The following is a 26,168-nucleotide window of genomic DNA, read 5'->3' as shown; positions in this document are numbered from 1 at the left end:
GACGGTGATCCGCCTGCCGTCGGTGGAAAAGGTCCGCAACGACGCGGTGCTCTACGCCCACGCCAACCGCGTGCTGCACCTGGAAACCAACCCGGGCAACGCCCGTGCCCTGGTCCAGAAGCATGGCGAAGTCGATGTCTGGTTCAACCCGCCACCGATTCCGATGACCACTGAAGAAATGGACTACGTGTTCGGCATGCCTTACGCCCGTATTCCGCACCCGGCGTACGGCAAGGAGAAAATCCCGGCCTACGACATGATCCGTTTCTCGGTGAACATCATGCGTGGCTGCTTCGGTGGCTGCACCTTCTGCTCGATCACCGAGCACGAAGGCCGGATCATCCAGAACCGTTCCCACGAATCGATCATTCGCGAGATCGAAGAAATTCGCGACAAGGTCCCCGGTTTTACCGGCGTGATTTCCGACCTGGGCGGCCCGACCGCGAACATGTATCGCATCGCCTGCAAGACCCCGGAAATCGAATCCGCGTGCCGCAAGCCATCGTGCGTGTTCCCTGGCATCTGCCCGAACCTGAACACCGACCACTCTGCCCTGATCAAGCTGTACCGCAGCGCCCGTGAATTGCCAGGTGTGAAGAAGATCCTGATTGCCTCCGGCCTGCGCTATGACCTCGCGGTCGAGTCGCCGGAATACGTTAAAGAGCTGGTGACCCACCACGTCGGTGGTTACCTGAAGATCGCCCCGGAACACACCGAGGAAGGTCCGCTCAACCAGATGATGAAACCGGGCATCGGCAGCTATGACAAGTTCAAGCGCATGTTCGAGAAGTACTCCAAGGAAGCAGGCAAGGAGCAGTACCTGATTCCGTACTTCATCGCTGCCCATCCGGGCACCACCGACGAAGACATGATGAACCTGGCGCTGTGGCTCAAGGGCAACGGTTTCCGTGCCGACCAGGTGCAGGCGTTCTATCCGTCGCCGATGGCCACCGCCACCGCGATGTACCACTCGGGCAAGAACCCGCTGCGCAAGGTTACCTACAAGAGCGACGCGGTGACCATCGTCAAGAGCGAAGAGCAGCGCCGTCTGCACAAGGCGTTCCTGCGTTATCACGACCCGAAGGGCTGGCCGATGCTGCGTGAAGCATTGACCCGCATGGGCCGCGCCGACCTGATCGGGCCGGGCAAGAACCAGTTGATCCCGCTGCACCAGCCGTCCACCGACAGCTACCAGAGCGCCCGTCGCAAGAACTCGACGCCGGCCGGCAGCCACAAGGTTGCAGGGGAAAAGACCACCAAGATCCTGACCCAGCACACCGGTCTGCCACCACGCGCCAGCGATGGCGGCAACCCGTGGGACAAGCGTGAGCAAGCCAAGGCGGCGGCATTCGCCCGCAACCAGCAGGCGGCCAAGGAGCGCAAGGAAGCGGCCAAAGGCAAAGGGCCCAAGCCTGCGCGCAAGCCGGTTGTGCCGCGCTAAGCCGCGTTTGAGTTGAACAAAACGCCAACCTTCGGGTTGGCGTTTTGCATTGCGTACTGCACTGATCCCTGAAATGTGTCGGGGCGACTGGCCTCTTCGCGAGCAAGCCCGCTCCCACAGGTTCTGTTGCGAACACATAATCGCAGGCAAGCTCAACCACTGTGGGAGCGGGCTTGCTCGCGAAGAGGCCGGTACAGCCAACGCTGAAGCAGTATGACTGCCCTGATCGCCACATTTACGTGCAACTCTCTCAAACCAATTTCCCGCATCGCCCGATTTTGGTGCTGTACTGCCTCCTGCAACGGGAGAAAGCGCCAGCACTGCGCGATGGCATAAGTCTTGCGCGCTTTCCAATACGCTTAGGGCTCGCAGGAGGCACGCCGTGTCGATTCATGTCGCATTGCATCACGTCACACATTATCGCTATGACCGCGCTGTCGAGCTGGGTCCGCAGATTGTTCGCCTGCGTCCGGCCGCCCACAGTCGCACGCGGATACTCTCCTATGCGCTGAAAGTCTCGCCCGAACAGCATTTCATCAACTGGCAGCAGGACCCACAGGGTAATTACCTGGCGCGGTTGGTGTTCCCTGAGAAAACCGACGAGCTACGCATCGAAGTCGATCTGCTGGCGGAAATGGCGGTGTTCAATCCGTTCGACTTTTTCCTCGAGCCCTACGCCGAAAAGATCCCATTCGCCTACGCCAGCGACGAGCGCAAGGAATTGGCCCCGTACCTGGAAACCCTGCCCCTGACGCCAAAGTTCCAGGCCTACCTGGACGGCATCGACCGCACACCTTTGCCGGCCGTGGATTTCCTCGTCGCGCTCAACCAGCGCCTGAGCGAAGACATCAACTACCTGATCCGCATGGAGCCGGGAGTGCAAACGCCCGAGCACACCCTGGAGCAGGCTTCCGGCTCCTGCCGCGATTCGGCATGGCTGCTGGTACAACTGCTGCGCAACCTGGGGCTGGCCGCGCGTTTTGTGTCGGGTTACCTGATTCAACTGACCGCCGACCTGAAAAGCCTCGATGGCCCCTCGGGGACCGACGTGGATTTCACCGACCTGCACGCCTGGTGCGAGGTGTATCTGCCCGGTGCCGGCTGGATCGGCCTGGATGCGACCTCGGGGCTGTTTGCCGGTGAAGGACACATACCATTGGCCTGTAGTCCCGATCCGTCCTCTGCGGCACCGATCAGTGGCTTGGTGGAGCCCTGCGAGTGCGAATTCAGCCACGAAATGTCGGTGGAACGGATCTGGGAAGCTCCGCGGGTCACCAAGCCTTACACCGAAGAGCAGTGGCAGGCGATCCAGGCCCTTGGCCGGCAGATCGACGCCGACCTGCTGGCGGGCGATGTGCGCCTGACCATGGGCGGTGAGCCGACGTTCGTGTCCATCGATGACCCGGACGGCGCCGAGTGGAACACCGCGGCACTGGGGCCGACCAAGCGCCAGCTGTCCGCCGAACTGTTCCAGCGCATGCGTAAACGTTATGCCCCGCAAGGCCTGGTGCATTTCGGCCAGGGCAAATGGTACCCCGGCGAGCAACTGCCACGCTGGTCGCTCAATTGCTATTGGCGCCGCGACGGTGTGCCGATCTGGCACAACAGCGCGCTGATCGCCGACGAGCAGCAGGATTATGGCGCCAATGGCGAACTGGCCGGGCGTTTCCTGGCGAGTGTCGCCGAGCGGTTAAAAATTCCGACACGCTTTGTGTTTCCCGCCTACGAAGACAATTTCTATTACCTCTGGCGCGAAGGCACTTTGCCGCAGAACGTCAGCGCCGAAGACTCGCGACTCGAGGAGCCCCTGGAGCGCGCGCGGTTGCGCAAAGTCTTCAGCCAGGGCCTGGACAAGGTGATTGGCCAGGTCCTGCCGCTCGCGCGCACCGCCAAGGGCGATCAATGGCAAAGCGGGCGCTGGTATCTGCGTGACGAGCACTGCCGCCTGGTGCCGGGCGACTCGCCGCTGGGGTATCGCCTGCCACTGGGCTCACAACCGTGGGTGAAGGCGGCGGAGTATCCGTTCATTCACCCCAACGATCCGAACCAGGATTTCCCGCCGCTGCCTGACACCGGGCAACTGCAGCGCCAGGGCACGGCGGCGCTGATTGAAGATCGGCCACCGAAGATCGATGAGTCCGCCGACTGGCTGACCCGCACCGCGTTCTGCGCCGAAGCGCGGGAAGGCCGGTTGTACCTGTTCCTGCCGCCGCTGGAGCGGGTCGAAGACTATCTGGAACTCGTCGCAGCCATCGAAGCCACCGCCGAGGAGCTGCATTGCCCGGTGTTGCTGGAAGGTTACGAGCCGCCGAGCGATCCGCGCCTGAGCAACTTTCGCATCACCCCTGATCCGGGCGTGATCGAAGTCAACGTGCAGCCTTCGGCGACCTGGGACGAACTGGTTGAACGCACCGAGTTTCTATATGAGGAAGCGCGCCAGACCCGACTCACCACCGAGAAATTCATGATCGACGGCCGGCATACCGGCACCGGTGGGGGTAACCACTTCGTACTGGGGGGCGCGACACCGGCTGACTCACCGTTTCTGCGGCGTCCGGATTTGTTGCGCAGCCTGATCAGCTACTGGCATAACCATCCGTCGCTGTCCTACCTGTTTTCCGGGCTGTTCATCGGGCCCACCTCCCAGGCCCCGCGTATCGACGAAGCACGCAACGACGCCTTGTATGAACTGGAAATTGCCTTCGCCCAGATGCCCGAGGTGGGCGAGGAGTGCGCGCCCTGGCTGGTGGATCGATTGCTGCGCAACCTGTTGATCGACGTGACCGGCAATACCCATCGCGCCGAGTTCTGCATCGACAAACTTTATTCGCCGGATGGCGCGACCGGTCGCCTGGGCTTGCTGGAGTTGCGGGCCTTTGAAATGCCGCCCCATGCGCGCATGAGCCTGGCCCAGCAGCTATTGCTGCGGGCGTTGGTCGCACGGTTCTGGCGCGAGCCTTATGCGCCGCCGAAACTGGCGCGCTGGGGCACGGAGCTGCACGACCGGTTCCTGTTGCCGCACTTTATCGAACAGGATTTCGCCGATGTTATCGTCGACCTCAATGCCGCCGGTTATCAGGTGCGGGCCGAGTGGTTTGCGGCGCACCTGCAATTCCGCTTTCCCAAGGTCGGCGACTACGCCGTCAATGGCATCGAGCTGGAACTGCGCCAGGCCCTTGAGCCGTGGCATGTGCTGGGCGAGGAGGGCGCGGTCGGTGGCACGGTGCGTTACGTGGACTCGTCCCTGGAGCGCCTGCAGGTCAAGCTCAGCGGACTGCCGCCGCAACGCTACCTGCTGACCTGCAACGGCATACCTGTGCCGTTGCAGCCCACCGGGCGGGTCGGCGAGTTCGTCGCCGGGGTGCGCTTCCGTGCCTGGCAACCGGCCAACTGTCTGCAGCCGACCATCCCGGTCCATGCGCCGCTGGTGTTCGACCTGCTCGACACCTGGATGGGCCGTTCGCTGGGCGGTTGCCAGTACCACGTCGCCCATCCGGGCGGGCGCAATTACGAGACCTTGCCCGTCAACGCCAATGAAGCCGAGAGTCGGCGAATGGCGCGTTTTTTCCGTATCGGACACACGCCGGGGAAACTTCCGATACCGAATATGGAAATTAACGACGAGCTGCCGATGACACTCGATTTGCGACGTTTCTAATTCGTACGCGACGCCCGGATTTTTCGTCTATCCGGGTGTCATGAGCGTGCGTTAGTCTGACCGATCATTGCTGTCTGCCGAGCTTTCCATGCCAGACCTGCTAGACCGCTACCCGCTGACGGCGGGCACCTATCACGAATTGCTCGACGACAGCGGGGCCGTACGGCCGCACTGGCGTCGGCTGTTCGACCAGTTGCAGCGCAGCACGCCCGCGCAGTTGGTGCAGCGTCAGGCGCTGCTGGCCCGGCAGATCCAGGAAAACGGCGTCACCTATAATGTCTATGCCGATCCCAAGGGCGCCGATCGACCCTGGGAGCTGGACTTGCTGCCCCATGTGATTGCCGCCGATGAGTGGGAGCAATTGTCCGCCGGCATCGCCCAGCGTGCGCGCTTGCTCAATGCCGTGCTGGCCGATCTCTATGGCCCGCAACGCTTGATCGCCGAGGGGCTGCTGCCGGCCGAGCTGGTCTTTGGCCACAACAATTTCCTCTGGCCCTGTCAGGGCATCCAGCCGCCTGACGGCGCCTTTTTACATCTGTACGCCGTGGATCTGGCGCGTACGCCCGATGGCCGCTGGTGGGTAACGGCGGACCGCACTCAGGCGCCGTCCGGAGCTGGCTACGCCCTGGAAAACCGCACTATCGTGTCCCGGGCCTTTCCCGAGTTGTACCGTGACTTGAAGGTGCAGCATCTGGCCGGATTTTTCCGTACCCTCCAGGAGACCCTGGCTCGCCAGGCGCCCAGCGATGAAGAGGCGCCCCTGGTGGTCCTGCTGACGCCGGGGCGTTTCAACGAAAGCTATTTCGAACACCTGTACCTGGCGCGGCAGCTCGGCTATCCGCTGGTGGAGGGCGGCGACCTGACCGTGCGTGATGCCACGGTCTACCTGAAGACCCTGAGCGGCCTGCGTCGGGTCCACGCGATCATGCGCCGGCTCGATGACGACTTCTGCGACCCGCTGGAATTGCGCACCGACTCCGCCCTGGGCGTACCGGGTCTGCTTGAGGCCGTGCGGCAGGGGCGGGTGCTGGTGGCCAACGCCCTCGGCAGTGGGGTGTTGGAGTCGCCGGGATTGCTGGGTTTCCTGCCGAAGATCAATCAGTTCCTGTTTGGTGAAGAGCTGATCCTGCCGTCCATTGCCACCTGGTGGTGCGGTGAAGCACCGGTGCTGGCCCAGGCCCTGGAAAAACTGCCGGAACTGCTGATAAAGCCAGCCTTTCCGTCCCAGAGCTTTGCACCGGTGTTTGGTAGGGATTTGAGTGAATTACAGCGCGATGAGCTCTCCGAGCGCATGCAGGCGCGCCCTTATGCCTATGTTGCGCAAGAACTTGCCCAGCTGTCGCAGGCGCCTGTCTGGCAGGCCGAGGACGGCCAATTGCAACCCCGGGCCATCGGCATGCGTGTGTATGCGGTGGCCAGTCACGAAGGTTATCGGGTGTTGCCCGGTGGTTTGACCCGTGTGGCCGCCGAGGCGGATGCCGAAGTGGTGTCGATGCAGCGGGGCGGTGCAAGCAAAGACACCTGGGTGCTGGGGAATCGCCCACCCAGCGGCGAACAGTGGAAAACCCAACGCAACATCGGCGTGCATGATCTGGTGCGTCGCGATCCGTATCTGCCCTCGCGGGTCGTGGAAAACCTGTTCTGGTTCGGCCGCTACTGCGAACGCTGCGATGACAGTGCACGGTTGCTGCGCATCATGCTGGCGCGGTATGTCGACGGCGATGACCCACAGGCCCTGGACGCCGCGGTTGATCTTGGCGAGCGACTGAACCTGCTACCCGATGAAGGTGAACTGCCCGAACGGTTGCTGGCCGCGATACTCGGCGCTGACTGGCCGTTCAGCCTGCGTTCCAACCTGCAGCGTTTGCAATGGGCGGCCTCTCAGGTGCGGGGCAAGCTCTCGCGGGAAAACTGGCAGGCGCTGGTGGAGTTGCAACGCGAAGCGATGGAACTCGAGACCGAGGAGCCGGACTTCGGTGAGCTGCTGGACTTCCTCAACCGGCTGGTGATGTCCCTGGCGGCGCTGTCCGGTTTTGCCCTGGACGACATGACCCGGGACGAGGGCTGGCGATTCCTGATGATCGGCCGGCGCATCGAGCGCCTGCAGTTTCTCAGTGGCAGCCTGGCGGCGTTCCTGCGAGGCGCCGGGGCTTTCGATCAGGCGGGGCTGGAATGGTTGCTGGAGCTGGGCAACAGCAGCATCACCTATCGTTCGCGGTACCTCGCGGTGGCGCAGTTGATCCCGGTGCTCGACCTGTTGTTGCTCGATGAGCAAAACCCGCATGCGGTACTGTTCCAGTTGAAATTGGTGACCCGCACGCTCAAGCACCTGTGCGACGATTTTGGTACCCCTCGCGAGGCGGGCCTGGCGCAGTTGGTGGAGCGTCTGGCGCGTTTCGACCTGGCCTGCCTGGAGAACCCGTTGTTTGGCGCCACCAGCGTGCGCGCCGCCATCGAAGGGCTGGCCGATCTGCTGCAAGAAATCGCCGATGCCAGCGGGCAGGTTTCGGATCGCCTGGCCTTGCGTCACTTTGCCCACGTTGATGATGTCAGCCAGCGCACGGTGTCCGTCTGATGAGCGCTCGCTACCAGATTTTCCACGATACCCATTATCACTACGACAGCCCGGTGTCCCTGGCCCAGCAGCTGGCGCATCTGTGGCCCAGGCCTTGTGCGTGGCAGCATTGCTCCGATCAGCAACTGCAGATCAGCCCGGACCCGACGTCGCGCCGCGATGAACTGGATGTGTTCGGCAATCCGCTGACCCGCCTGGCGTTCGAACGTCCCCATGATGAACTGCTGGTCAACGCCAGCCTGACGATCGAAGTGCTGCCCCGCCCCGTGGTCGACTTCAATCGGTCTCCAGCGTGGGAAGCCACCCGCAGCGCGCTGACCTACAGCAGCCAGCCGCTTGCGCCCGAAATGCTCGAAGCCTGCCGTTACCGGTTCGAATCCCCTTATGTGCATCTGAAGCGCAACTTCGTCGAGTTTTCCGAGAGCTGCTTTCCGGCAGGAAGGCCGCTGTTGCTCGGCGTCCAGGCCTTGATGGAGAAAATCTTCAGCGAGTTTACTTTCGATGCCGAAGCGACGCAGGTCGCGACACCTTTGGTGGAAGTGCTGGAACGCCGGCGTGGGGTGTGCCAGGACTTCGCGCACCTGATGCTCGCTTGCGTGCGCTCCCGTGGATTGGCCGCGCGTTATATCAGCGGCTACCTGCTGACCCAGCCACCACCCGGCCAACCGCGATTGATCGGTGCCGATGCTTCCCATGCCTGGGTGTCGGTGTATTGCCCGGTGTCGGGATGGGTGGATTTCGATCCGACCAACAATGTGCAACCGGCGCTGGAGCACATCACCCTGGCCTGGGGCCGGGATTTCTCCGATGTGTCGCCGTTGCGTGGGGTCATCCTGGGGGGCGGCAACCATGATCCGGAAGTCCGCGTCACAGTGATGCCATTGTAGGAGCGGGGGTCAACAGCAAAGCTGCCAACCCCGGTCACAGATCCGTGGGCCTGATCAGATCATCCGGCCCGGAGGGACTCAGGCGTCTGGCGCCTGATCTTTCGGTGCGTCAACATCGTCATCTGCCGCGACTTCACCGTCAGGGTTCAGTGCCGCTTCGTCAGCCATTGCTTTCTTGCGCTGAAGTTTTTCCTCTTTCTTCTGTTCCTTGGCCAGGTCTCTCTGACGTTTGGCGAAGGAGTAATTGGGTTTGGCCATGGGCGATCCTCTGGGGTCGAAGGTGAGGTTTGAGCGGCGCGTATTCTGCCCTGTATCGGTGCCAAGTCGTTAGTCGGGTTTTTGCTCGACCCACTTGGGCGGTACAGTCGGCTGCCAGCGATCGAGGGCGTCGAGCAGCGTCTGCGGCGATTCGCTCACCTGCAGCATGTCACGGTGTGCTGCGCGAACGAAGCCTTCGCCGACGATGTGATCGAGAAAACCGGTGAGTTTGCTGTAGAAACCATTCACTTCCAGCAAACCCAGCGGTTTGCCGTGGTAGCCCAATTGGCCCCAGGTCCAGACTTCGAACAATTCTTCCAGGGTGCCCAGGCCGCCGGGCAGAGCGATGAAGGCATCGCTGAGTTCGGCCATCCGCGCCTTGCGCGCATGCATACCGTCGACCACTTCCAGGCGGGTCAGGCCGCTGTGGCCGATTTCCTTGTCCTTGAGACTCTGCGGGATGATGCCGATCACTTCGCCGCCGGCCGCCAATGCCGCGTCGGCAACAATGCCCATCAGTCCCACGGCGCCACCGCCGTAGACCAGGGTCAGCTTGCGTTCGGCCAGTGCCTGGCCGAGGGCCACGGCTGCTTCACGATAAGCCGGGTTGGTGCCAGTGCTGGCGCCGCAGAAAACACAAACGGATGCTAAAGACATGCTTTACTCCAGGGTCGATCAGGGCCACAGAGTAAAGGCAGGCGCGCTGCGCTCCAAGGGCTAAACTTCGCGCCTGGGCGTTTCGCAGGTTCCGCTGGCACCGCAGGCATAGGCGGCGAGCAAGCTGCACAACAGGCTGTTGATGGACATGACAGACGCTCCGACAGATGAGGACGGTCTGATGATAGGGCCGGGGCAGACACCTGGCTGGTAGATTGTCTCGATCGGTCTCATAGCCCGAAAGTTGTATACAATTTTTGCTTCAGGTCATAGGAACTTGCGAAGTTTTCAGGCAGTCTTCTGTTCATTCGCATTTTTCATTCACCCTGCCTTGGAGATTCACCATGTTTGCCAAACTTGTTGCGGTATCCCTGCTGACACTGGCCAGCAGCCAATTGATGGCTGCCGAGTGCGAGACCACCATTGATTCCACCGATCAAATGTCCTTCAGCACCAAGGCCATGGAAATCGACAAGAGCTGCAAGACCTTTACCGTCAAGCTGACTCACTCCGGCAACCTGCCGAAGAACGTCATGGGCCATAACTGGGTGTTGAGCAAAGAAGCCGACATGCAGCCGATCGCCACCGACGGCCTGAGCGCGGGCATCGACAAGAACTACCTGAAGGAAGGTGACGCGCGCGTTATCGCCCACACCAAGGTCATCGGCGCCAAGGAAACCGATTCTGTGACCTTCGATGTGTCGAAGCTCGATGCCAATGAAAAATACGGTTTCTTCTGCTCGTTCCCAGGCCACATCTCGATGATGAAAGGTACGGTTACCCTGAAGTAATCGAAATGCGTACAAAAAAAGCGTCCACCTGGGACGCTTTTTTTGTACTTGTAGGAGCTGCCGAAGGCTGCGATCTTTTGATCTTGCTCTTGAACAAAGTCAAAAGATCGCAGCCTCGTTTCACTCGACAGCTCCTACAGGTGTCGGCAGCTTACGGCGCAAACGGCATCACCCGCTTGTGATGAGTCTTGTTGTACGTATCGACGATGATCTTGAACGCTTCCTCACGCACCGGCTCACCGTGCAGGAAGGCGTCAATCTCGGCATAGGTCACGCCATGGGACGCTTCATCTGGTTTGCCCGGTGACAGGTCTTCGAGGTCGGCCGTCGGGATTTTCTCCACCAGCGATTCCGGCGCACCGAAGCTGCGGGCGATGGCGCGGACCTGGTTTTTCACCAGGCCGCTCAAAGGTGCCAAGTCGCAGGCACCGTCACCGAATTTGGTGAAGAAACCCATCACCGCTTCCGCCGCGTGGTCGGTGCCGATCACCAGGCCATGGGCTGCGCCAGCGATGGTGTACTGGGCGACCATGCGCATGCGCGCCTTGGTGTTGCCGAGCACGAAATCCACCGACACCGCGTGCTTGCCTTCGAACGCCGCGACTTCGTTGGCCAGGGATTTGACTGCCGGGCCGATGTTCACCGTGTGGCGCTCGTCCGGTTTGATGAAGTCCACCGAGGCCTGGGCGTCATGTTCATCGAACTGGGTTTCGTACGGCAGGCGCACGGCGATGAACTTGTAACTGTCGTCACCGCTACGCTCGCGCAGTTCACGCATGGCGCGTTGGGCCAGCAGGCCGGCGGTCAGTGAGTCGACACCGCCACTGATGCCCAGCACCAGGGTCTTGAGCCCGGAATTGACCAGGCAATCCTGGATGAAGGTAATCCGCCTTGCGACTTCCGCTTCGAGGGCGGCTTCGTCGGCGAACGGCGGTTGTACCTTGAGCTGTTCAGCAATCTCACGCTGTACGGCTTGCATGAATTCACTCCTTGCTAGAGGGGGCAGGAACTTGGAAAACGTGTCGCAAATAGGCGACGAAATTCGGGTCTTTGCAGTGAGTCTTGCCGGGCTCGTCGGAGATCTTTGCCACCGGCGCGCCGTTGCAGGCGGTCATTTTAAGCACGATGCTCATGGGTTCGACACCTGGAATGTCACAGGTCAGGTTGGTGCCGATGCCGAAGCTGACATTGATACGACCCCGCAGCGCGCGGAATATTTCCAGTGCCCTTGGCAGCGTCAGGCTGTCGGAGAAGGTCAGGGTCTTGCTCATCGGGTCGATGCCGAGCCTGTGGTAGTGCGCAATGGCCTTTTCCGCCCAGAGCACCGGATCACCGGAATCGTGGCGCAAACCGTCGAAGAGCTTGGCGAAAAACAGGTCGAAGTCGCCGAGGAAGGCATCGAGGGTAATGCAGTCGGTCAGGGCGATCCCCAGCAGGCCGCGGTATTCGCGGACCCAGCAATCGAGGGCGGCAATCTGGCTGTCGATCAGCCGCGGGCCGAGTTGCTGGTGGGCCATGATCCATTCGTGGGCCATTGTGCCCAGCGGCTTCATGTCCAGCTCCCGGGACAGGTGCACGTTGCTGGTGCCGACGAAACGCCCGGGGAAGTCGTGCTTGAGCACGTTCACAACCTCTTCCTGCACCCGGTACGAAAAGCGCCGGCGCGTGCCGAAGTCGGCTACCTGAAACTCGGACAATTCGTCGCCGCTGGCGTTGGCGGTCAGCCAGTCGAACTTGCGATAGAGCTGCTCGCGGGCCTGCTCCAGGACGATTTCCCGATAGCGATAGCGGTTACGCACTTCGCTGACGATCGCCAATATTGGCACTTCGAAGAGGATCACATGCAACCACGGGCCACGCAGGCGGATGAACAGTTCACCGTTTTCGATACCGGTGTGGAGGTAGCGCAGGTTGAAGCGAAACAGCCCGAGAAAACGCAGGAAGTCCGGCTTGAGGAAGCTGATGTGCTCCAGAAAACCCAATTGGTCGGCGCTCAGGCTCAGCTCGGCCAGCCGTTCGATCTGGAAACGGATCTCCGCCAGATAGGGGCGCAAATCCTCGCTGTTACGGCAACGAAACTCCCATTCGACTTCTACGTTCGGGTAGTTGTGCAGCACCGCCTGCATCATCGTCAGTTTGTAGAAGTCGGTGTCGAGCAGGTTCTGCACGATGCGATCGGCAAACACACTCTCGCTCATAACGGGGGTTCTCCACATGGAATAAGGCTAGTGGCGCATAACGATGATAGGGATTGCCAGTAATTTTTTAGTCTGCATCGGATCCCAGTGGGAGCGAGCTTGCTCGCGATAGCGGACTGACAGTCAATTAAAGTGTTGAATGTAATGACGTCATCGCGAGCAAGCTCGCTCCCACAGGGATGGCGTGCAACGCTAAATTTCCGGGCTATCAACCTGCTCCAGCATCCACTTCACGAAATCGCGCACCTTGGGCACTTCCGCCGAATGTTCGGGATACGCCAGGTAGTAGGCGTCGGTGCTGGGCATTGCATGCTGCCAGGGAATGACCAGTTTGCCGTCGGCCAGTTCCTCTTCCACCAGAAACCGTGGCAGCAGCGCTACCCCGCAGCCGACCTGCGCCGCGCGGATGCACATATAGAAAGTTTCAAAACGCGGGCCGTGGTAGCTGTGTTCGGTGTGGTAGCCCTGGCTGTCAAACCAGTCGTGCCAGGCCTGGGGGCGGGAGGCGTTTTGCAGCAGGACCAGGTCGGTGAGTTGCGTCGGGTCGGTGAACGGCGTGTCGGGCAGGCTGCCTGGCGCACACACGGGCACCAGCTCTTCGCTGAACAGTTTCAGGCATTCGGTACCGGGGCGTGAACCCTGGCCGAAGTAGAACGCCAGGTCGCTGCGCCCTTGCAGCAGGTCGTCGGCTTCCTGTTCGTTGCACAGGTCCAGGTGGATCGACGGATGACGCAGGCGCCAACCCTTGAGGCGAGGCACCAGCCAGCGAGCGCCGAAGGTCGAGGGTGTGGAGACGCGCAGGACTTCGGTTTCACCGCCGTAGGAACGCAGGTAATGGGTCGACATCTCAACCTGGGTGAGGATTTTTCGTACTTCCACCAGGTACAGATCACCGGCTGGCGTCATTTGCAGGCGTCGGCGAACCCGGCGAAACAGCAGGTGCTGCAACAGCTCTTCCAGTTGCGCCACCTGTTTACTGACGGCGCTCTGGGTCAGGTTCAGCTCTTCCGCGGCCCGGGTGAAGCTCAGGTGGCGGGTCACGGCCTCGAAACACTGCAGCGCAGCGATCGAGGGCAAATAGCGTTTGTTCAGCATGGGCGATCCTTTTTGCTTGTCTCTTTATTGCCAGCAATGCACAGCATGAATAAACGGAATGATATCTCTCTTAATGGTCGTTTGTTGAGTAACCTCGGGAGCGCTAAAACTACAGGTCTGATCAGTCGTGATTCGGCGGCTGCACACGTTCCGTTTTTTGCTTGAGGAGTGACCCATGGTTGCCGCATTGCTTGATCGTCTTGGTGTAAATCCGGCCCTGTACCAGAACGGCAAGGTGCCGGTGCATTCACCGATCGATGGCAGCACCCTTGCCACCGTCAACTGGGAAGGTGCCGCTGAAGTCGAGCAGCACATCAGTCGTGCAGATCATGCATTCGAACTGTGGCGCAAGGTGCCGGCACCGCGTCGCGGCGAGCTGGTGCGTCAACTGGGTGACATCCTGCGCGAATACAAGGCCGATCTCGGCGAGCTGGTGTCCTGGGAAGCGGGCAAGATCACCCAGGAAGGCCTGGGTGAAGTTCAGGAAATGATCGACATCTGCGACTTCGCCGTCGGCCTGTCCCGTCAACTGTACGGCTTGACCATCGCCTCCGAGCGTCCTGGCCACCACATGCGTGAAACCTGGCACCCGCTGGGCGTCGTCGGCGTGATCAGCGCCTTCAACTTCCCGGTTGCGGTCTGGGCTTGGAACGCTGCCCTGGCGCTGGTTTGCGGCAACCCGGTGATCTGGAAACCGTCGGAAAAGACTCCGCTGACCGCACTGGCCTGCCAGGCGCTGTTCGACCGCGTGCTGAAGAACTTCAGCGATGCGCCGGCGGGTCTGAGCCAGGTCATCATTGGCGGCCGCGATGCCGGCGAAGCCCTGGTCGATGACCCGCGTGTCGCACTGGTCAGCGCCACCGGCAGCACCCGCATGGGCCGTGAAGTGGCGCCGAAAATCGCTGCGCGTTTCGCTCGCAGCATCCTCGAATTGGGCGGCAACAACGCGATGATCCTCGGCCCAAGCGCCGATCTGGACATGGCCGTTCGCGCGATTCTGTTCAGCGCCGTCGGCACTGCCGGCCAGCGCTGCACCACCCTGCGTCGCCTGATCGCCCACGAGTCGGTGAAAGAAGAAATCGTCACCCGCCTCAAGGCCGCCTACTCCAAGGTGCGCATCGGCCATCCGCTGGAAGGTAACCTGATCGGTCCGCTGATCGACAAGCAAAGCTTCGACAACATGCAGGACGCGCTGGAGCAGGCACTGAGCGAAGGCGGCCGGGTGTTCGGCGGCAAGCGTCAGCTGGAAGACAAATTCCCCAATGCCTACTACGTTTCGCCGGCCATCGTCGAAATGCCGGAGCAGAGCGATGTGGTCTGCCATGAAACCTTCGCACCGATCCTGTACGTGGTCGGCTACAGCGATTTCAACGAAGCCCTTCGCTTGAACAACGCCGTGCCGCAAGGCCTGTCGTCGTGCATCTTCACCACCGACGTGCGTGAAGCCGAGCAGTTCATGTCGGCAGTGGGCAGTGACTGCGGCATCGCCAACGTCAACATCGGCCCGAGCGGGGCGGAAATCGGTGGTGCCTTTGGTGGCGAGAAAGAGACCGGTGGTGGTCGTGAGTCGGGCTCGGATGCTTGGCGCGGGTACATGCGCCGGCAGACCAATACCGTGAACTATTCGCTGGAGTTGCCGTTGGCGCAGGGTATTACGTTTGACTGAATCTCGAGTCAAACAATGATCCCCTGTGGGAGCGGGCTTGCTCGCGAATGCAATCTGTCAGTCGACATTATTGGTGGCTGACATACCGCTTTCGCGAGCAAGCCCGCTCCCACACTGATTTGTGTGTTGGTTAGGTTTCTGTTGGAGTCTGGCAATGCCGTTACGCGAAGAGTGTCTGTGGGAAAAATTGACGCCACAAAGGCCCGACAATACGGCGCTCAAGGGTGAAGTGAAAGTCGATGTCTGCGTCATAGGCGCCGGTTTTACCGGGCTGTCGGCGGCGGTGCATCTGCTGGAACAGGGCAAGACAGTGTGTGTGCTCGAAGCCCATCGCGCCGGGCATGGCGGCTCGGGGCGCAACGTCGGGCTGGTCAATGCCGGTATGTGGATTCCACCGGACGAGATCGAAGCCGGGTTTGGCGAAGCGGTGGGCAGCCAGCTCAACCGCATGCTGGGGGCGGCGCCATCCCTGGTGTTCAGCCTTGTGGACAAGTACAACATCGATTGCCAATTGCGCCGCGAAGGCACGCTGCACATGGCGCACAACGCCCGTGGCGAAGCTGACTTGCGCAGTCGTGAAGAACAATGGAAACGCCGTGGCGCGCCCGTCGAGCTGCTGACCGGGCAAGCTTGCGAGCAAGCGACGGGGACCAAAAAAATTGCCGCGGCATTGCTCGATCGCCGTGCCGGCACGCTCAACCCAATGGCCTACACAACGGGATTGGCCAAGGCGGCCATCGGCCTGGGCGGTCAGTTGTTCGATCATTCCCCGGTCACCCGCCTCGAACGCCAGGGACAGCGCTGGTCAGTGCAAACCGCGCAGGGTTCGGTCCTGGCCGAGCAGGTGGTGATCGCTTCCAACGCCTACACCGAAGGCGACTGGACCGAGTTGCGGCGCAATTTCTTCCCCGGTTATTACTATCAGGTGGCCTCGGTGCCTCTGACCGAAGACGCCGCGCAACAAATCCTGCCCGGTGGCCAGGGGTCCTGGGACACCCGCCAGGTGCTCAGCAGTATCCGCCGGGACAAAGACGGGCGCCTGCTGCTCGGCAGTCTCGGCAATGGCAACCAGAAGCCGGCCTGGTTTCTCAAGGCCTGGGCCGATCGGGTGCAGCAGCATTACTTCCCCTACCTCAAACCGGTGGAATGGGAGTGCACCTGGACCGGTTGCATCGCCTTTACCCCCGATCATCTGATGCGCCTGTTCGAACCGGCGCCCGGTTTAGTGGCAGTCACCGGTTACAACGGCCGGGGCGTGACCACGGGGACGGTGGTCGGCAAGGCCTTTGCCGATTACTTGTGTAACGGAAATCCTCAAGCGCTACCGATTCCCTTCGCGCCCATGCAGCCATTGGCCGGGGTGGGGTTGCGCAGCTGTCTGTACGAGGCGGGATTTTCGCTGTATCACGCGGGCCAGTGCTTGCGGATCGTGATCTGAATGTTGATTTTTGTAGTCGAAAGCGGCGCTTTTTCGATCAGCAGCTAGCCTGTAATGGTGCGGGTTGTAGCAGTCCCGCACCGGTAGTGTGCACTTCGGTGACGCACGTTGTTACAGGCTGGTTGCACGTCGTTTAGTGCCGCGGTTGCAATGATGGCGCAGGCGGGTTGCGCCTCAAAAAAATAATGGTTTTACCTTCCGCGGTTTAGACGGTTGCACGCCCAATGAAAATGGGCCCGAGACAGTCGAAATAATAATAAAGCAGCGACTTTTTTCAGAATAAAAAACCGATGGCACGGCCCTTGCTCTGAGCAGTCAGTGAAGTCGCAGTGCCAATTAAAAAAACCATGGAGCACCACCTCATGTCCCAGACGTTTTACAAGAAAGGTTTTCTGGCCCTCGCAGTGGCAGCTGCGTTGGGTGTTTCTGCGTTTGCTCAGGCCGACATCAAGATCGGCGTAGCGGGACCCATGACGGGCGCCAACGCGGCATTTGGCGAGCAGTACATGAAGGGTGCACAGGCAGCAGCCGATGCGGTGAACGCAGCGGGCGGCGTCAACGGGGAAAAAATCGTACTGGTCAAGGGCGATGACGCCTGCGAACCTAAACAGGCTGTGACGGTCGCCAAAGACCTGACCAACCAGAAAGTCGCCGGCGTGGTCGGTCACTTCTGCTCCTCGTCGACCATCCCGGCTTCCGAGATCTACGACGAAGCAGGCATCATCGCAATCACTCCAGGCTCCACCAACCCACAGGTAACCGAACGCGGCCTGAGCGCCATGTTCCGCATGTGCGGTCGTGACGACCAGCAAGGCATCGTGGCCGGCGACTACATCGTCGACGTGCTCAAGGGCAAGAAGGTTGTCGTGCTGCACGACAAGGACACCTACGGCCAAGGCCTGGCTGATGCCACCAAGGCCCAGCTGGTCAAGCGCGGCGTAACGCCAGTGCTGTACGAAGGCCTGACCCGTGGCGAGAAAGACTTCAGCACCATCGTGACCAAGATCCGCGGTGCCGGCGCCGACGTCGTCTACTTCGGTGGCCTGCACCCGGAAGCCGGTCCTCTGGTTCGCCAACTGCGTGAACAAGGCCTGAAAGACGTCAAGTTCATGTCCGACGACGGCATCGTGACCGACGAGCTGGTGACCACCGCTGGCGGTCCGCAATTCGTCGACGGCGTGCTGATGACCTTCGGTGCCGACCCACGCCTGCTGCCAGACAGCAAGACCGTGGTAGACGCCTTCCGCAAGGCCGGTACCGAGCCTGAAGGCTACACCCTGTACGCCTACGCTTCGGTCCAGACCCTCGCGGCGGCCTTCAACGGCGCCAAGTCCAACAAGGGCGAAGAAGCGGCTGCGTGGCTGAAGAAGAACACGGTCAAGACCGTCATGGGCGATAAGTCCTGGGACAGCAAGGGCGACCTGAAAGTCTCCGACTACGTGGTTTACCAGTGGGACAAGGATGGCAAATACCACCAGCTGGAAAAACAGAAGTAAGGGCTGACCCGATCAGCTGAACCCCACTGATCCTTTGTAGGAGCGGGCTTGCCCGCGAAGGCGCCCGTTCAGTCGACATCAATGTAGGCTGGAACACTGCTTTCGCTGGCAAGCCAGCTCCTACAGGGGGACGTGGTCTCCAGCCTGATCGTGATTGACATTGCTCCGACGTAAATCTGTATTTTCCTTAGAGGAACCGCACAGCCACATGTGCAGGTTCTCATTGCGTGAGATTGCGTTATGGATGGTATTTTCCTGCAGCAACTGGTCAACGGCCTCACCCTCGGGTCGGTCTATGGCCTGATCGCCATCGGCTACACAATGGTCTATGGCATCATCGGCATGATCAACTTCGCCCACGGCGAGGTTTACATGATTTCCGCTTACCTCGCGGCAATCAGTCTGGCTCTGCTGGCATATTTCGGGATTGAATCCTTCCCTCTGCTGATGCTCGGCACCCTGATCTTCACCATCGTCGTCACGGCGGTGTATGGCTGGGTCATCGAGCGCGTCGCCTACAAACCCCTGCGTAACTCCACCCGACTGGCACCGCTGATCAGCGCCATCGGTATCTCGCTGATCCTGCAAAACTATGCGCAGATCGCCCAGGGCGCCAAGCAACAGGGCGTTCCCACGTTGCTCACGGGGGCCTGGCGTGTCGAGGTCGGCACAGGTTTTGTGCAGTTGACCTACACCAAGGTGTTCATTCTGGTCGCCGCGTTTGTCGGGATGGCCGCGCTGACCTACATCATCAAGTACACCAAGCTCGGCCGCATGTGCCGTGCGACCCAGCAAGACCGCAAGATGGCTTCGATCCTGGGGATCAACACCGACCGAGTGATTTCCTATGTGTTCATCATCGGTGCAGCGATGGCAGCCCTGGCCGGCGTGCTGATCACCATGAACTACGGCACGTTCGACTTCTATGCCGGCTTCATCATCGGCATCAAGGCGTTCACCGCCGCAGTGCTCGGCGGCATTGGTTCACTGCCAGGCGCCATGCTCGGCGGGATCATCCTCGGGATTTCCGAGTCGCTGTTCTCGGGCCTGGTGAACTCGGACTACAAAGACGTTTTCAGCTTCTCGCTGCTGGTTCTCGTTCTGGTCTTTCGGCCCCAAGGCCTGCTCGGCCGTCCTCTTGTGTCGAAGGTGTAAGCGATGTCCTCAACCACTAAAAAAACCATTGATCTCAAGAAAAGTCTGGTTGACGCGATTCTTGCCGGCCTGATCGCCCTGATCGTGTTCGGGCCGATTGTCGGGGTTGTCCTCGATGGCTATGGCTTCAATCTGGAAACCAGCCGCGTGGCGTGGATTGTCGCCATCGTCATGGCCGGTCGTTTTGCCTTGAGCATGTTCCTGCAGACCCCCAAGGGCTTGAGCATCCTCGAAGGTTTTGAAAGCACCGGTTCCGGGGTGCATGTACTGGCACCCGACTACAAGTCGCGGTTGCGCTGGATCATCCCGCTGATGATCGTCCTCGCCGTGGTGTTCCCGTTTTTCTCCAACTCCTACCTGCTGGGCGTGGTCATCCTCGGGCTGATCTACGTGCTGCTGGGCCTGGGGCTGAACATCGTGGTCGGCCTGGCCGGCCTGCTCGACCTGGGTTACGTGGCGTTCTACGCCATCGGTGCCTACGGCCTGGCGCTCGGTTATCAGTACCTGGGGTTGGGCTTCTGGACGGTGCTGCCGCTGGCGGCGATCGCCGCCGGGCTGGCTGGTTGCATCCTCGGTTTCCCGGTACTGCGCCTGCACGGTGACTACCTGGCGATCGTGACCCTGGGTTTTGGTGAAATCATCCGGTTGATCCTCAACAACTGGCTGTCCCTGACCGGCGGCCCGAACGGCATGCCGGCACCCCTGCCGACCTTCTTCGGCCTGGAATTCGGCAAGCGCGCCAAGGATGGCGGCGTGCCGTTCCATGAGTTCTTCGGCATCGCCTACAACCCGGACGTGAAGTACTACTTCATCTACGCAGTGTTGTTCCTGGTGGTACTGGCCGTGCTGTACATCAAGCATCGTCTGGTCAAGATGCCGGTTGGTCGCGCCTGGGAAGCCCTGCGTGAAGACGAAATCGCCTGCCGCTCCATGGGCCTGAACCACGTGCTGGTCAAGCTCTCGGCCTTCACCATCGGCGCATCGACGGCGGGCCTGGCCGGCGTGTTCTTCGCCACCTACCAGGGCTTCGTCAACCCGACCTCGTTCACCTTCTTCGAATCGGCCCTGATCCTCGCCATTGTGGTCCTCGGCGGCATGGGTTCGACCATAGGCGTCGTCATTGCGGCCTTCGTCCTGACCGTGGCCCCGGAACTGCTGCGTGGCTTCGCCGAATACCGCGTGCTGCTGTTCGGCATCCTGATGGTGTTGATGATGATCTGGAGACCGCGTGGCCTGATTCGGATCAGCCGTACCGGTGTGACCCCGCGTAAAGGAGTAGCGCCATGAGCGAAGTCGTACTCTCCGTAGAGAAGTTGATGATGCACTTCGGCGGCATCAAGGCGTTGAATGATGTGAGCCTGAAGGTCAAGCGCAACTCGATCTTCGCCCTGATCGGCCCCAACGGTGCCGGCAAGACCACGGTATTCAACTGCCTGACCGGGTTCTACAAGGCCTCGGGCGGCAAGATCGAACTCAACGTACGCGGGCAGCGGACCAACGTCATCCAGTTGCTGGGCGAATCGTTCAAGCCCACCGATTTCGTCTCGCCAAAAAACTTCATCACCCGGCTGCGCTACAAAATGTTCGGCGGCACCCACCTGGTGAACCGGGCGGGCCTGGCGCGGACGTTCCAGAACATTCGCCTGTTCAAGGAAATGTCGGTGCTGGAAAACCTGCTGGTGGCCCAGCACATGTGGGTCAACCGCAACATGCTGGCCGGCATCCTCAATACCAAGGGCTACCGCAAGGCCGAAAGCGATGCGCTGGACCACGCCTTCTACTGGCTGGAAGTGGTGGACCTGGTGGACTGCGCCAACCGCCTGGCCGGTGAACTGTCCTACGGCCAGCAACGCCGCCTGGAAATCGCCCGGGCCATGTGCACCCGTCCGCAGATCATCTGCCTCGACGAACCGGCCGCCGGCCTCAACCCTCAGGAAACCGAAGCGCTGAGCGCGATGATCCGGCTGCTGCGCGACGAGCACGATCTGACCGTGGTGCTGATCGAACACGACATGGGCATGGTAATGAGTATTTCCGACCACATCGTGGTGCTGGACCACGGCGTCGTCATCGCCGAGGGCGGTCCCGACGACATCCGCAACGACCCGAAAGTGATTGCCGCCTACCTCGGCGCCGATGAAGAGGAGGTGGTATGAGCCAACCCATCCTCGAACTCAAGGACCTGGATGTGTTCTACGGGCCGATCCAGGCCCTGAAGAACGTCTCGCTGCACATCAACGAAGGGGAAACCGTCAGCCTGATCGGCTCCAATGGTGCCGGCAAGTCGACCCTGCTGATGTCGATCTTCGGTCAGCCGCGGGCGGCGGACGGGCAGATCCTCTACCAGGGCGTGGACATCACCCACAAATCATCGCACTACATCGCCTCCAACGGCATCGCACAGTCGCCGGAAGGGCGGCGGGTGTTCCCCGACATGACCGTCGAGGAAAACCTGCTGATGGGCACCATCCCTATCGGTGACAAGTACGCCAAGGAAGACATGCAGCGCATGTTCCAGCTGTTCCCGCGGCTCGAAGAGCGGCGCACCCAGCGTGCGATGACCATGTCCGGTGGCGAGCAGCAGATGCTGGCCATCGCCCGGGCCCTGATGAGCCGGCCGAAATTGCTCTTGCTCGATGAGCCGAGCCTCGGGCTGGCACCCATCGTGGTCAAGCAGATCTTCGCGACCCTGCGGGAACTGGCCAAGACCGGCATGACCATTTTCCTGGTCGAGCAGAACGCCAACCACGCGCTGCGGCTGTCGGACCGGGCCTATGTGATGGTCAATGGCGAGATTCGCATGACCGGTACCGGCAAGGAGCTGTTGGTCAATGAGGATGTGCGTAACGCGTATCTCGGCGGGCACTAGGCCTTAGCGTCCAATAAAAACGCCCTGACGAAACCAGGGCGTTTTTTTTCGCCCGCGCAAATTCTGTAGGAGCTGTCTCGTGGAACGAGGCTGCGATCTTTTGATCTTGTTTTTAAAGATCAAGATCAAAAGATCGCAGCCTTCGGCAGCTCCTACAAGAGCGGCGGTGTGAGGTAAAGGGAAATTGTGGAAAACAAAATTGAGGACCTCCGAAAGCGCGACATAAAGCCGCTGCAAATAGTTGTTTTGTCACGGTTTTGACTTGTCCCCGTTTGCTGTGGAACTGGCTGTGAATAACGTGGGAGTAGCTGGCTGAACGCCTTTGAATACGTGGCTTGCAGCGCTATGGTTGTTTTTTGACCAGGCATTTTTTCTGGCCTTCAAGGCGGCTTTGTCAACCTTTTTCTTGGTGAGGAAAGTGTGGCGCAATGCAGTGAACAAGCCTGTGGATAAGTCTGTGGTTAAACTCTGGAAAGACTCGGCTGAGGGCCGTGGTTACTGGCTTGGCGCCACCGTAGGCTTGACCGCCCGGTCGGGAAATTGACCCCTGGCTGCACAGCAGGCCAATGTGGGTCAAGCAAAAAAGTTTCAAATCAGCCCGCAAAGCCTTGTGGATAGCGGCTTTCAGCTTTTCCACTTGCCCCCAGAGACTGTGGACCGGCTTGTGGATAACGTGCGCGCACATGTCTGCAGGCCACGGCCGGCAAGGCGTTGCAAGCTTTGCTCGTTTTTTGTACAGATAGCACGCAGGTTGCCGCTGTGCGCAAGGCCGGGCATGCTGCCTGCTGATTTTCTATTCCAATGGCTGCCGATCAGCCGTAGCAAGGAGAACACCATGTCCAACACCCTGTTTATCACCGGCGCGACTTCCGGTTTTGGTGAAGCCTGTGCCCGACGTTTTGCCGAAGCCGGCTGGAAACTGGTGCTGACGGGGCGTCGTGAAGAGCGCCTCAACGCCCTGTGCGCCGAGTTGTCGAAGCAGACCGAGGTGCATGGCCTGGTGCTCGATGTGCGCGACCGCAAGGCCATGGAGGAAGCCATTGCCAACCTGCCGCCGTCCTTCGCCAAGCTGCGCGGACTTATCAACAACGCAGGCCTGGCCCTGGGTGTCGACCCGGCGCCCAAGTGCGACCTGGACGATTGGGACACCATGGTCGATACCAACATCAAAGGACTGATGTACAGCACGCGTCTGCTGCTGCCGCGCCTGATCGCCCATGGCCGTGGCGCCGGCATCGTCAACCTGGGATCCATCGCCGGCAACTACCCTTACCCGGGCAGCCATGTGTATGGCGCGAGCAAGGCGTTCGTCAAACAGTTCTCCCTGAACCTGCGCTGCGACCTTCAGGGAACCGGCGTGCGGGTCAGCAACATCGAACCGGGGCTGTGTGAGAGCGAGTTCTCCCTGGTGCGTTTCGCCGGAGACCAAGAGCGCTACAACGCCACCTACGCCGGTGCCGAACCGATCCAGCCACAAGACATTGCCGACACCATTTTCTGGGTCCTCAATGCGCCAGCGCATATCAACATCAACAGCCTGGAGCTGATGCCGGTGAGCCAGACCTGGGCCGGGTTTGCGATTGATCGCAGTGGTGGCAAGGCGTAAGACCGCGTTATGGCCAATCGCGAGCAAGCTCGCTCCCACAGGTATTGCGCCTAACCCTGTGGGAGCGGGCTTGCTCGCGAAGGGGGCGAAACAGACAGCGCCGGACATCAGCTAGACTCCTCACCCAACACCCCGCCGCACCCTGCGGCTCAAAGGTTCGAGGAGACCATGTGAGCAACCGAGGCGAGCAGGCGCTGCTCAAGCAATCGACCTTCCTGATGCTGGCCGTGGCGATCGCCGGTATCGTCACCGGCGTTGTCTCAGGCGCCCAATCCATCCTGTTCGATGGTTTCTTCTCGCTGATCGCGACCTTTATCAAGGTGCTGATGCTGATCACCGCGAAGTTGATCGCCAAGGAAAGCAACCAGCGCTTCCAGTTTGGTTTCTGGCATCTGGAACCCATGGTGCTGCTGATCGAAGGCAGCTTCCTGTTGCTGATCGCCATCTACGCGTTTCTCAACGGTGTGTTCGGCATCATCAATGGTGGCCGCGAGATCGAGCTTGGGCTGGTGATCGTCTACGCGGCGGTGTTTACCATCGTTGAGTTCGCCTATTTCTTCTACGTGCGCCATCGCAATCGAAAACTGAAATCAACGCTGCTGCAATTCGACAACATCAGCTGGCTGGTAGACGCGATGCTGTCGGCAGGCTTGCTGGTGAGCTTTCTCGCCGCGCTGTTGCTCAAAACCCAGGGTTACGCCGAGTGGGCGGTTTATGTCGATCCGCTGATCCTGATCCTGCTGGCCCTGAGCATGCTCGCGCCGGCCTTCAGGATTCTTGGCCCGGCATTGCGCGATGTGCTGGGAATCGCCCCGGATCAGCTGGACGACAAGGTGAATCAAGTGCTGGCGGCGGCAAAGATCGAGCATGGTTTCGACGACTACATTTCCTACGTGCAGAAACACGGCCGGGCCTGTTTTATCGAGATTCACATCGTGTTGCCGACGGATTACCGGCTGCACAGCGTGGTGCAGCTGGATGCGCTGCGAGAGGAAATTTCCGCGAAGCTCGGCAAGCCTGATGCGGCGAGGTGGCTGACCATCAGCTTTACCGGGGACAAGAAGTGGATCGCGTAAATCCTGTAGGAGCTGCCGCAGGCTGCGATCTTTTAGCTGTCAGTCGAGATACTCAGCCAACCCACGGTAACAAGTCGCCAAGTGATAAGGCGTGGTCGACGGCATGTCCCGACGGCTCACTTCACCCTGCTCGTCCCGGCATTCATACCAGCCACCCGCGTGCAGCGAGCGCTGTTGCAACGCCTGCAACTGGCGAAGTACCGCAGCCTCGCTGCCCGGCCGCAGGGTCAATGCACGCAGGTACTCGGCCTGGGCCCAGATTCGCTGCGTCGCGTCCCGAGAACCGCCGTCCGGCCCCAGGTCGAGCATGGCCCGCACGGCACCGGTCTGTGGATCGACACCCAGTTGTTCGGTGAAGGTAAAGGCGCGCTCCAGCGAAGCGTGCAAGGGTGAACCGCGCAGCAACTCGGACGACTCCAGCAGGAAATACCACTCGAACTGATGCCCCGGTTCGAACCAGTTATCCACAGCACCCAAGGGTTTTTCCATCAACACGCCGTGCTGCGGATCGATAAAACGCTGCTGCATCCCTGTGCATAAGTCGACAAGCGCCTGCTGCACGGCGAGGTCTTCACGCACTGCCAGCGTGGCTAGAAAAGCTTCAGCCAGGTGCATCAGCGGATTCTGCAGCGGTCCGCTGTTCAGCGATGACCAGTCACGATCCAGGCTTGCTTCGTAGAGGCCGTCGCCGCTGGCGAAACGTTGCGCGATCACTTCCAGGGCGGCGTTGAGCACCGATTCCACCAGCGGCTCGCGGATTTTGTCCCAGTAATGGGCGCAGGCGAACAGAATGAAGGCGTGGGTGTAGAGGTCTTTACGCTGATCCAGCGGCGCGCCCTGGGGGTCGATGCTGTAGAACCAGCCCCCGTGCTCGGCATCGTGGAAGTGCCGCTGCAAGGAACGGAACAGCGCCGCCGCGCGTTCCTGCGCGCCGGGCACCTGATCGATCAGGCTGGCAAACAGATACAACTGCCGCGCGCAGGCCATGGCCCGGTAGCGTTGCGGGGGCAGCGGCGTGTGCTCGGCGTCCAGCGTCTCATAGGGCAGCGCCATGTCGGCATTCCAGCCGGGACCTTGCCAGAGCGGCACGATCACGTCCTGGAAGTGCTGTTGCACCGAGGCAAACAGGGCGGTCAGTTCAGGCTGGGAGGCGGAGCGGGAAACAGGCGGCATTGGCTGGCGTCGTCACGGCAGGGTTGATTGCGCGACATGTTAGCAGGCCTGAGGGATGTGGTGTCTGTCCGGCCGCCTTCGCGAGCAAGCCCGCTCCCACAGTGGAACTGTGTACACAGGACGAATGTG

Annotated in this window: 20 protein-coding genes; 14 read left to right on the top strand and 6 right to left on the bottom strand. The window is 60.8% G+C overall.

Annotated features, from left to right (window positions below; translation table 11 throughout):
• The 4 genes from SOP85_RS11950 to SOP85_RS11935 all read left to right on the top strand — a co-directional run.
• A partial coding sequence (locus tag SOP85_RS11950; protein ID WP_323627046.1) for a YgiQ family radical SAM protein occupies positions 1-1,441 on the top strand: 1,441 nt, incomplete at its 5' end.
• A gap of 382 nt (positions 1,442-1,823) precedes the next feature.
• The gene (locus tag SOP85_RS11945; RefSeq protein WP_323627045.1) at positions 1,824-5,099 is read left to right on the top strand and encodes a transglutaminase family protein; all 3,276 of its coding nucleotides are present in this window, start codon (positions 1,824-1,826) and stop codon (positions 5,097-5,099) included.
• A gap of 88 nt (positions 5,100-5,187) precedes the next feature.
• Entirely contained in the window at positions 5,188-7,674 is a 2,487-nt protein-coding gene (locus SOP85_RS11940; RefSeq protein ID WP_323627044.1) for a circularly permuted type 2 ATP-grasp protein, read from the top strand.
• The gene (locus SOP85_RS11935; protein WP_323607455.1) at positions 7,674-8,561 is read left to right on the top strand and encodes a transglutaminase family protein; all 888 of its coding nucleotides are present in this window, start codon (positions 7,674-7,676) and stop codon (positions 8,559-8,561) included. The genes SOP85_RS11940 and SOP85_RS11935 overlap by 1 nt, the downstream gene beginning before the upstream one ends.
• Positions 8,562-8,639: 78 nt before the next feature.
• On the opposite strand, the gene SOP85_RS11930 is transcribed toward SOP85_RS11935, so the two are convergent.
• A complete protein-coding gene (locus tag SOP85_RS11930; protein WP_046819824.1) occupies positions 8,640-8,819 on the bottom strand; it encodes a hypothetical protein in 180 nt (59 codons plus the stop codon).
• 69 nt (positions 8,820-8,888) lie between these two features.
• On the bottom strand, positions 8,889-9,476 hold the full coding sequence (locus tag SOP85_RS11925; protein WP_274076811.1) for a TIGR00730 family Rossman fold protein: 588 nt from the start codon (positions 9,474-9,476) through the stop codon (positions 8,889-8,891).
• Positions 9,477-9,820: 344 nt separating this feature from the next.
• Between SOP85_RS11925 and azu the strand changes: the two genes are divergently transcribed.
• Positions 9,821-10,267, top strand: a complete 447-nt coding sequence (gene azu / locus SOP85_RS11920) for an azurin (RefSeq protein ID WP_274076812.1) — start codon at positions 9,821-9,823, stop codon at positions 10,265-10,267.
• 151 nt (positions 10,268-10,418) lie between these two features.
• Here azu and nadE read toward each other — a convergent pair whose 3' ends face one another.
• The 3 genes from nadE to SOP85_RS11905 all read right to left on the bottom strand — a co-directional run bounded on the left by nadE (position 10,419) and on the right by SOP85_RS11905 (position 13,560).
• A complete protein-coding gene (gene nadE / locus SOP85_RS11915; RefSeq protein ID WP_274076813.1) occupies positions 10,419-11,246 on the bottom strand; it encodes an ammonia-dependent NAD(+) synthetase in 828 nt (275 codons plus the stop codon).
• 4 nt (positions 11,247-11,250) lie between these two features.
• A complete protein-coding gene (pncB, locus tag SOP85_RS11910; RefSeq protein WP_323627043.1) occupies positions 11,251-12,465 on the bottom strand; it encodes a nicotinate phosphoribosyltransferase in 1,215 nt (404 codons plus the stop codon).
• Between the two features lie 192 nt (positions 12,466-12,657).
• On the bottom strand, positions 12,658-13,560 hold the full coding sequence (locus SOP85_RS11905; protein ID WP_274076815.1) for a LysR family transcriptional regulator: 903 nt from the start codon (positions 13,558-13,560) through the stop codon (positions 12,658-12,660).
• Positions 13,561-13,735: 175 nt separating this feature from the next.
• Here SOP85_RS11905 and amaB point away from each other — a divergent pair, with 175 nt between their 5' ends.
• From amaB to SOP85_RS11860, 9 genes are all read left to right on the top strand, one after another.
• Positions 13,736-15,226, top strand: coding sequence for an L-piperidine-6-carboxylate dehydrogenase (gene amaB / locus SOP85_RS11900; RefSeq protein WP_274076816.1), 1,491 nt, complete (start codon positions 13,736-13,738; stop codon positions 15,224-15,226).
• Positions 15,227-15,380: 154 nt separating this feature from the next.
• Positions 15,381-16,664 (top strand): L-pipecolate oxidase, encoded by a 1,284-nt coding sequence (gene amaA, locus SOP85_RS11895; RefSeq protein WP_274076817.1) that lies wholly within the window; start codon positions 15,381-15,383, stop codon positions 16,662-16,664.
• A 362-nt stretch (positions 16,665-17,026) separates the two neighbouring features.
• The gene (locus SOP85_RS11890; RefSeq protein WP_323627042.1) at positions 17,027-18,160 is read left to right on the top strand and encodes a branched-chain amino acid ABC transporter substrate-binding protein; all 1,134 of its coding nucleotides are present in this window, start codon (positions 17,027-17,029) and stop codon (positions 18,158-18,160) included.
• Positions 18,161-18,400: 240 nt separating this feature from the next.
• On the top strand, positions 18,401-19,315 hold the full coding sequence (locus tag SOP85_RS11885) for an ABC transporter permease subunit (protein ID WP_046819754.1): 915 nt from the start codon (positions 18,401-18,403) through the stop codon (positions 19,313-19,315).
• Between the two features lie 3 nt (positions 19,316-19,318).
• The gene (gene livM / locus SOP85_RS11880) at positions 19,319-20,602 is read left to right on the top strand and encodes a high-affinity branched-chain amino acid ABC transporter permease LivM (RefSeq protein WP_274076819.1); all 1,284 of its coding nucleotides are present in this window, start codon (positions 19,319-19,321) and stop codon (positions 20,600-20,602) included.
• The gene (locus SOP85_RS11875) at positions 20,599-21,471 is read left to right on the top strand and encodes an ABC transporter ATP-binding protein (protein ID WP_274076820.1); all 873 of its coding nucleotides are present in this window, start codon (positions 20,599-20,601) and stop codon (positions 21,469-21,471) included. Before livM ends, SOP85_RS11875 begins: the two co-directional genes overlap by 4 nt.
• The gene (locus SOP85_RS11870; protein ID WP_274076821.1) at positions 21,468-22,184 is read left to right on the top strand and encodes an ABC transporter ATP-binding protein; all 717 of its coding nucleotides are present in this window, start codon (positions 21,468-21,470) and stop codon (positions 22,182-22,184) included. The genes SOP85_RS11875 and SOP85_RS11870 overlap by 4 nt, the downstream gene beginning before the upstream one ends.
• Positions 22,185-23,019: 835 nt before the next feature.
• Positions 23,020-23,790, top strand: coding sequence for an SDR family oxidoreductase (locus SOP85_RS11865; RefSeq protein ID WP_274076822.1), 771 nt, complete (start codon positions 23,020-23,022; stop codon positions 23,788-23,790).
• A 170-nt stretch (positions 23,791-23,960) separates the two neighbouring features.
• On the top strand, positions 23,961-24,866 hold the full coding sequence (locus SOP85_RS11860) for a cation diffusion facilitator family transporter (RefSeq protein ID WP_323627041.1): 906 nt from the start codon (positions 23,961-23,963) through the stop codon (positions 24,864-24,866).
• A gap of 39 nt (positions 24,867-24,905) precedes the next feature.
• On the opposite strand, the gene SOP85_RS11855 is transcribed toward SOP85_RS11860, so the two are convergent.
• Complete coding sequence (locus SOP85_RS11855; RefSeq protein ID WP_323627040.1) at positions 24,906-26,039, bottom strand: AGE family epimerase/isomerase; 1,134 nt, start codon at positions 26,037-26,039, stop codon at positions 24,906-24,908.
• Positions 26,040-26,168: the final 129 nt, after the last annotated feature.

Origin of the sequence: Pseudomonas sp. YuFO20 (assembly GCF_035064975.1) — a bacterium.
Classification (GTDB): domain Bacteria; phylum Pseudomonadota; class Gammaproteobacteria; order Pseudomonadales; family Pseudomonadaceae; genus Aquipseudomonas; species Aquipseudomonas putida_AE.
Note: the sequence above shows the minus strand (reverse complement) of the source record. Positions and strands in the feature narration are given on the sequence as shown.

Coding starts and splice junctions, on each gene's coding strand:
- SOP85_RS11940 (WP_323627044.1), top strand. CDS start 5,188: ATGCCAGACCTGCTAGACCGCTACCCGCTGACGGCGGGCACCTATCAC.
- SOP85_RS11935 (WP_323607455.1), top strand. CDS start 7,674: ATGAGCGCTCGCTACCAGATTTTCCACGATACCCATTATCACTACGAC.
- SOP85_RS11930 (WP_046819824.1), bottom strand. CDS start 8,819: ATGGCCAAACCCAATTACTCCTTCGCCAAACGTCAGAGAGACCTGGCC.
- SOP85_RS11925 (WP_274076811.1), bottom strand. CDS start 9,476: ATGTCTTTAGCATCCGTTTGTGTTTTCTGCGGCGCCAGCACTGGCACC.
- azu (WP_274076812.1), top strand. CDS start 9,821: ATGTTTGCCAAACTTGTTGCGGTATCCCTGCTGACACTGGCCAGCAGC.
- nadE (WP_274076813.1), bottom strand. CDS start 11,246: ATGCAAGCCGTACAGCGTGAGATTGCTGAACAGCTCAAGGTACAACCG.
- pncB (WP_323627043.1), bottom strand. CDS start 12,465: ATGAGCGAGAGTGTGTTTGCCGATCGCATCGTGCAGAACCTGCTCGAC.
- SOP85_RS11905 (WP_274076815.1), bottom strand. CDS start 13,560: ATGCTGAACAAACGCTATTTGCCCTCGATCGCTGCGCTGCAGTGTTTC.
- amaB (WP_274076816.1), top strand. CDS start 13,736: ATGGTTGCCGCATTGCTTGATCGTCTTGGTGTAAATCCGGCCCTGTAC.
- amaA (WP_274076817.1), top strand. CDS start 15,381: ATGCCGTTACGCGAAGAGTGTCTGTGGGAAAAATTGACGCCACAAAGG.
- SOP85_RS11890 (WP_323627042.1), top strand. CDS start 17,027: ATGTCCCAGACGTTTTACAAGAAAGGTTTTCTGGCCCTCGCAGTGGCA.
- SOP85_RS11885 (WP_046819754.1), top strand. CDS start 18,401: ATGGATGGTATTTTCCTGCAGCAACTGGTCAACGGCCTCACCCTCGGG.
- livM (WP_274076819.1), top strand. CDS start 19,319: ATGTCCTCAACCACTAAAAAAACCATTGATCTCAAGAAAAGTCTGGTT.
- SOP85_RS11875 (WP_274076820.1), top strand. CDS start 20,599: ATGAGCGAAGTCGTACTCTCCGTAGAGAAGTTGATGATGCACTTCGGC.
- SOP85_RS11870 (WP_274076821.1), top strand. CDS start 21,468: ATGAGCCAACCCATCCTCGAACTCAAGGACCTGGATGTGTTCTACGGG.
- SOP85_RS11865 (WP_274076822.1), top strand. CDS start 23,020: ATGTCCAACACCCTGTTTATCACCGGCGCGACTTCCGGTTTTGGTGAA.
- SOP85_RS11855 (WP_323627040.1), bottom strand. CDS start 26,039: ATGCCGCCTGTTTCCCGCTCCGCCTCCCAGCCTGAACTGACCGCCCTG.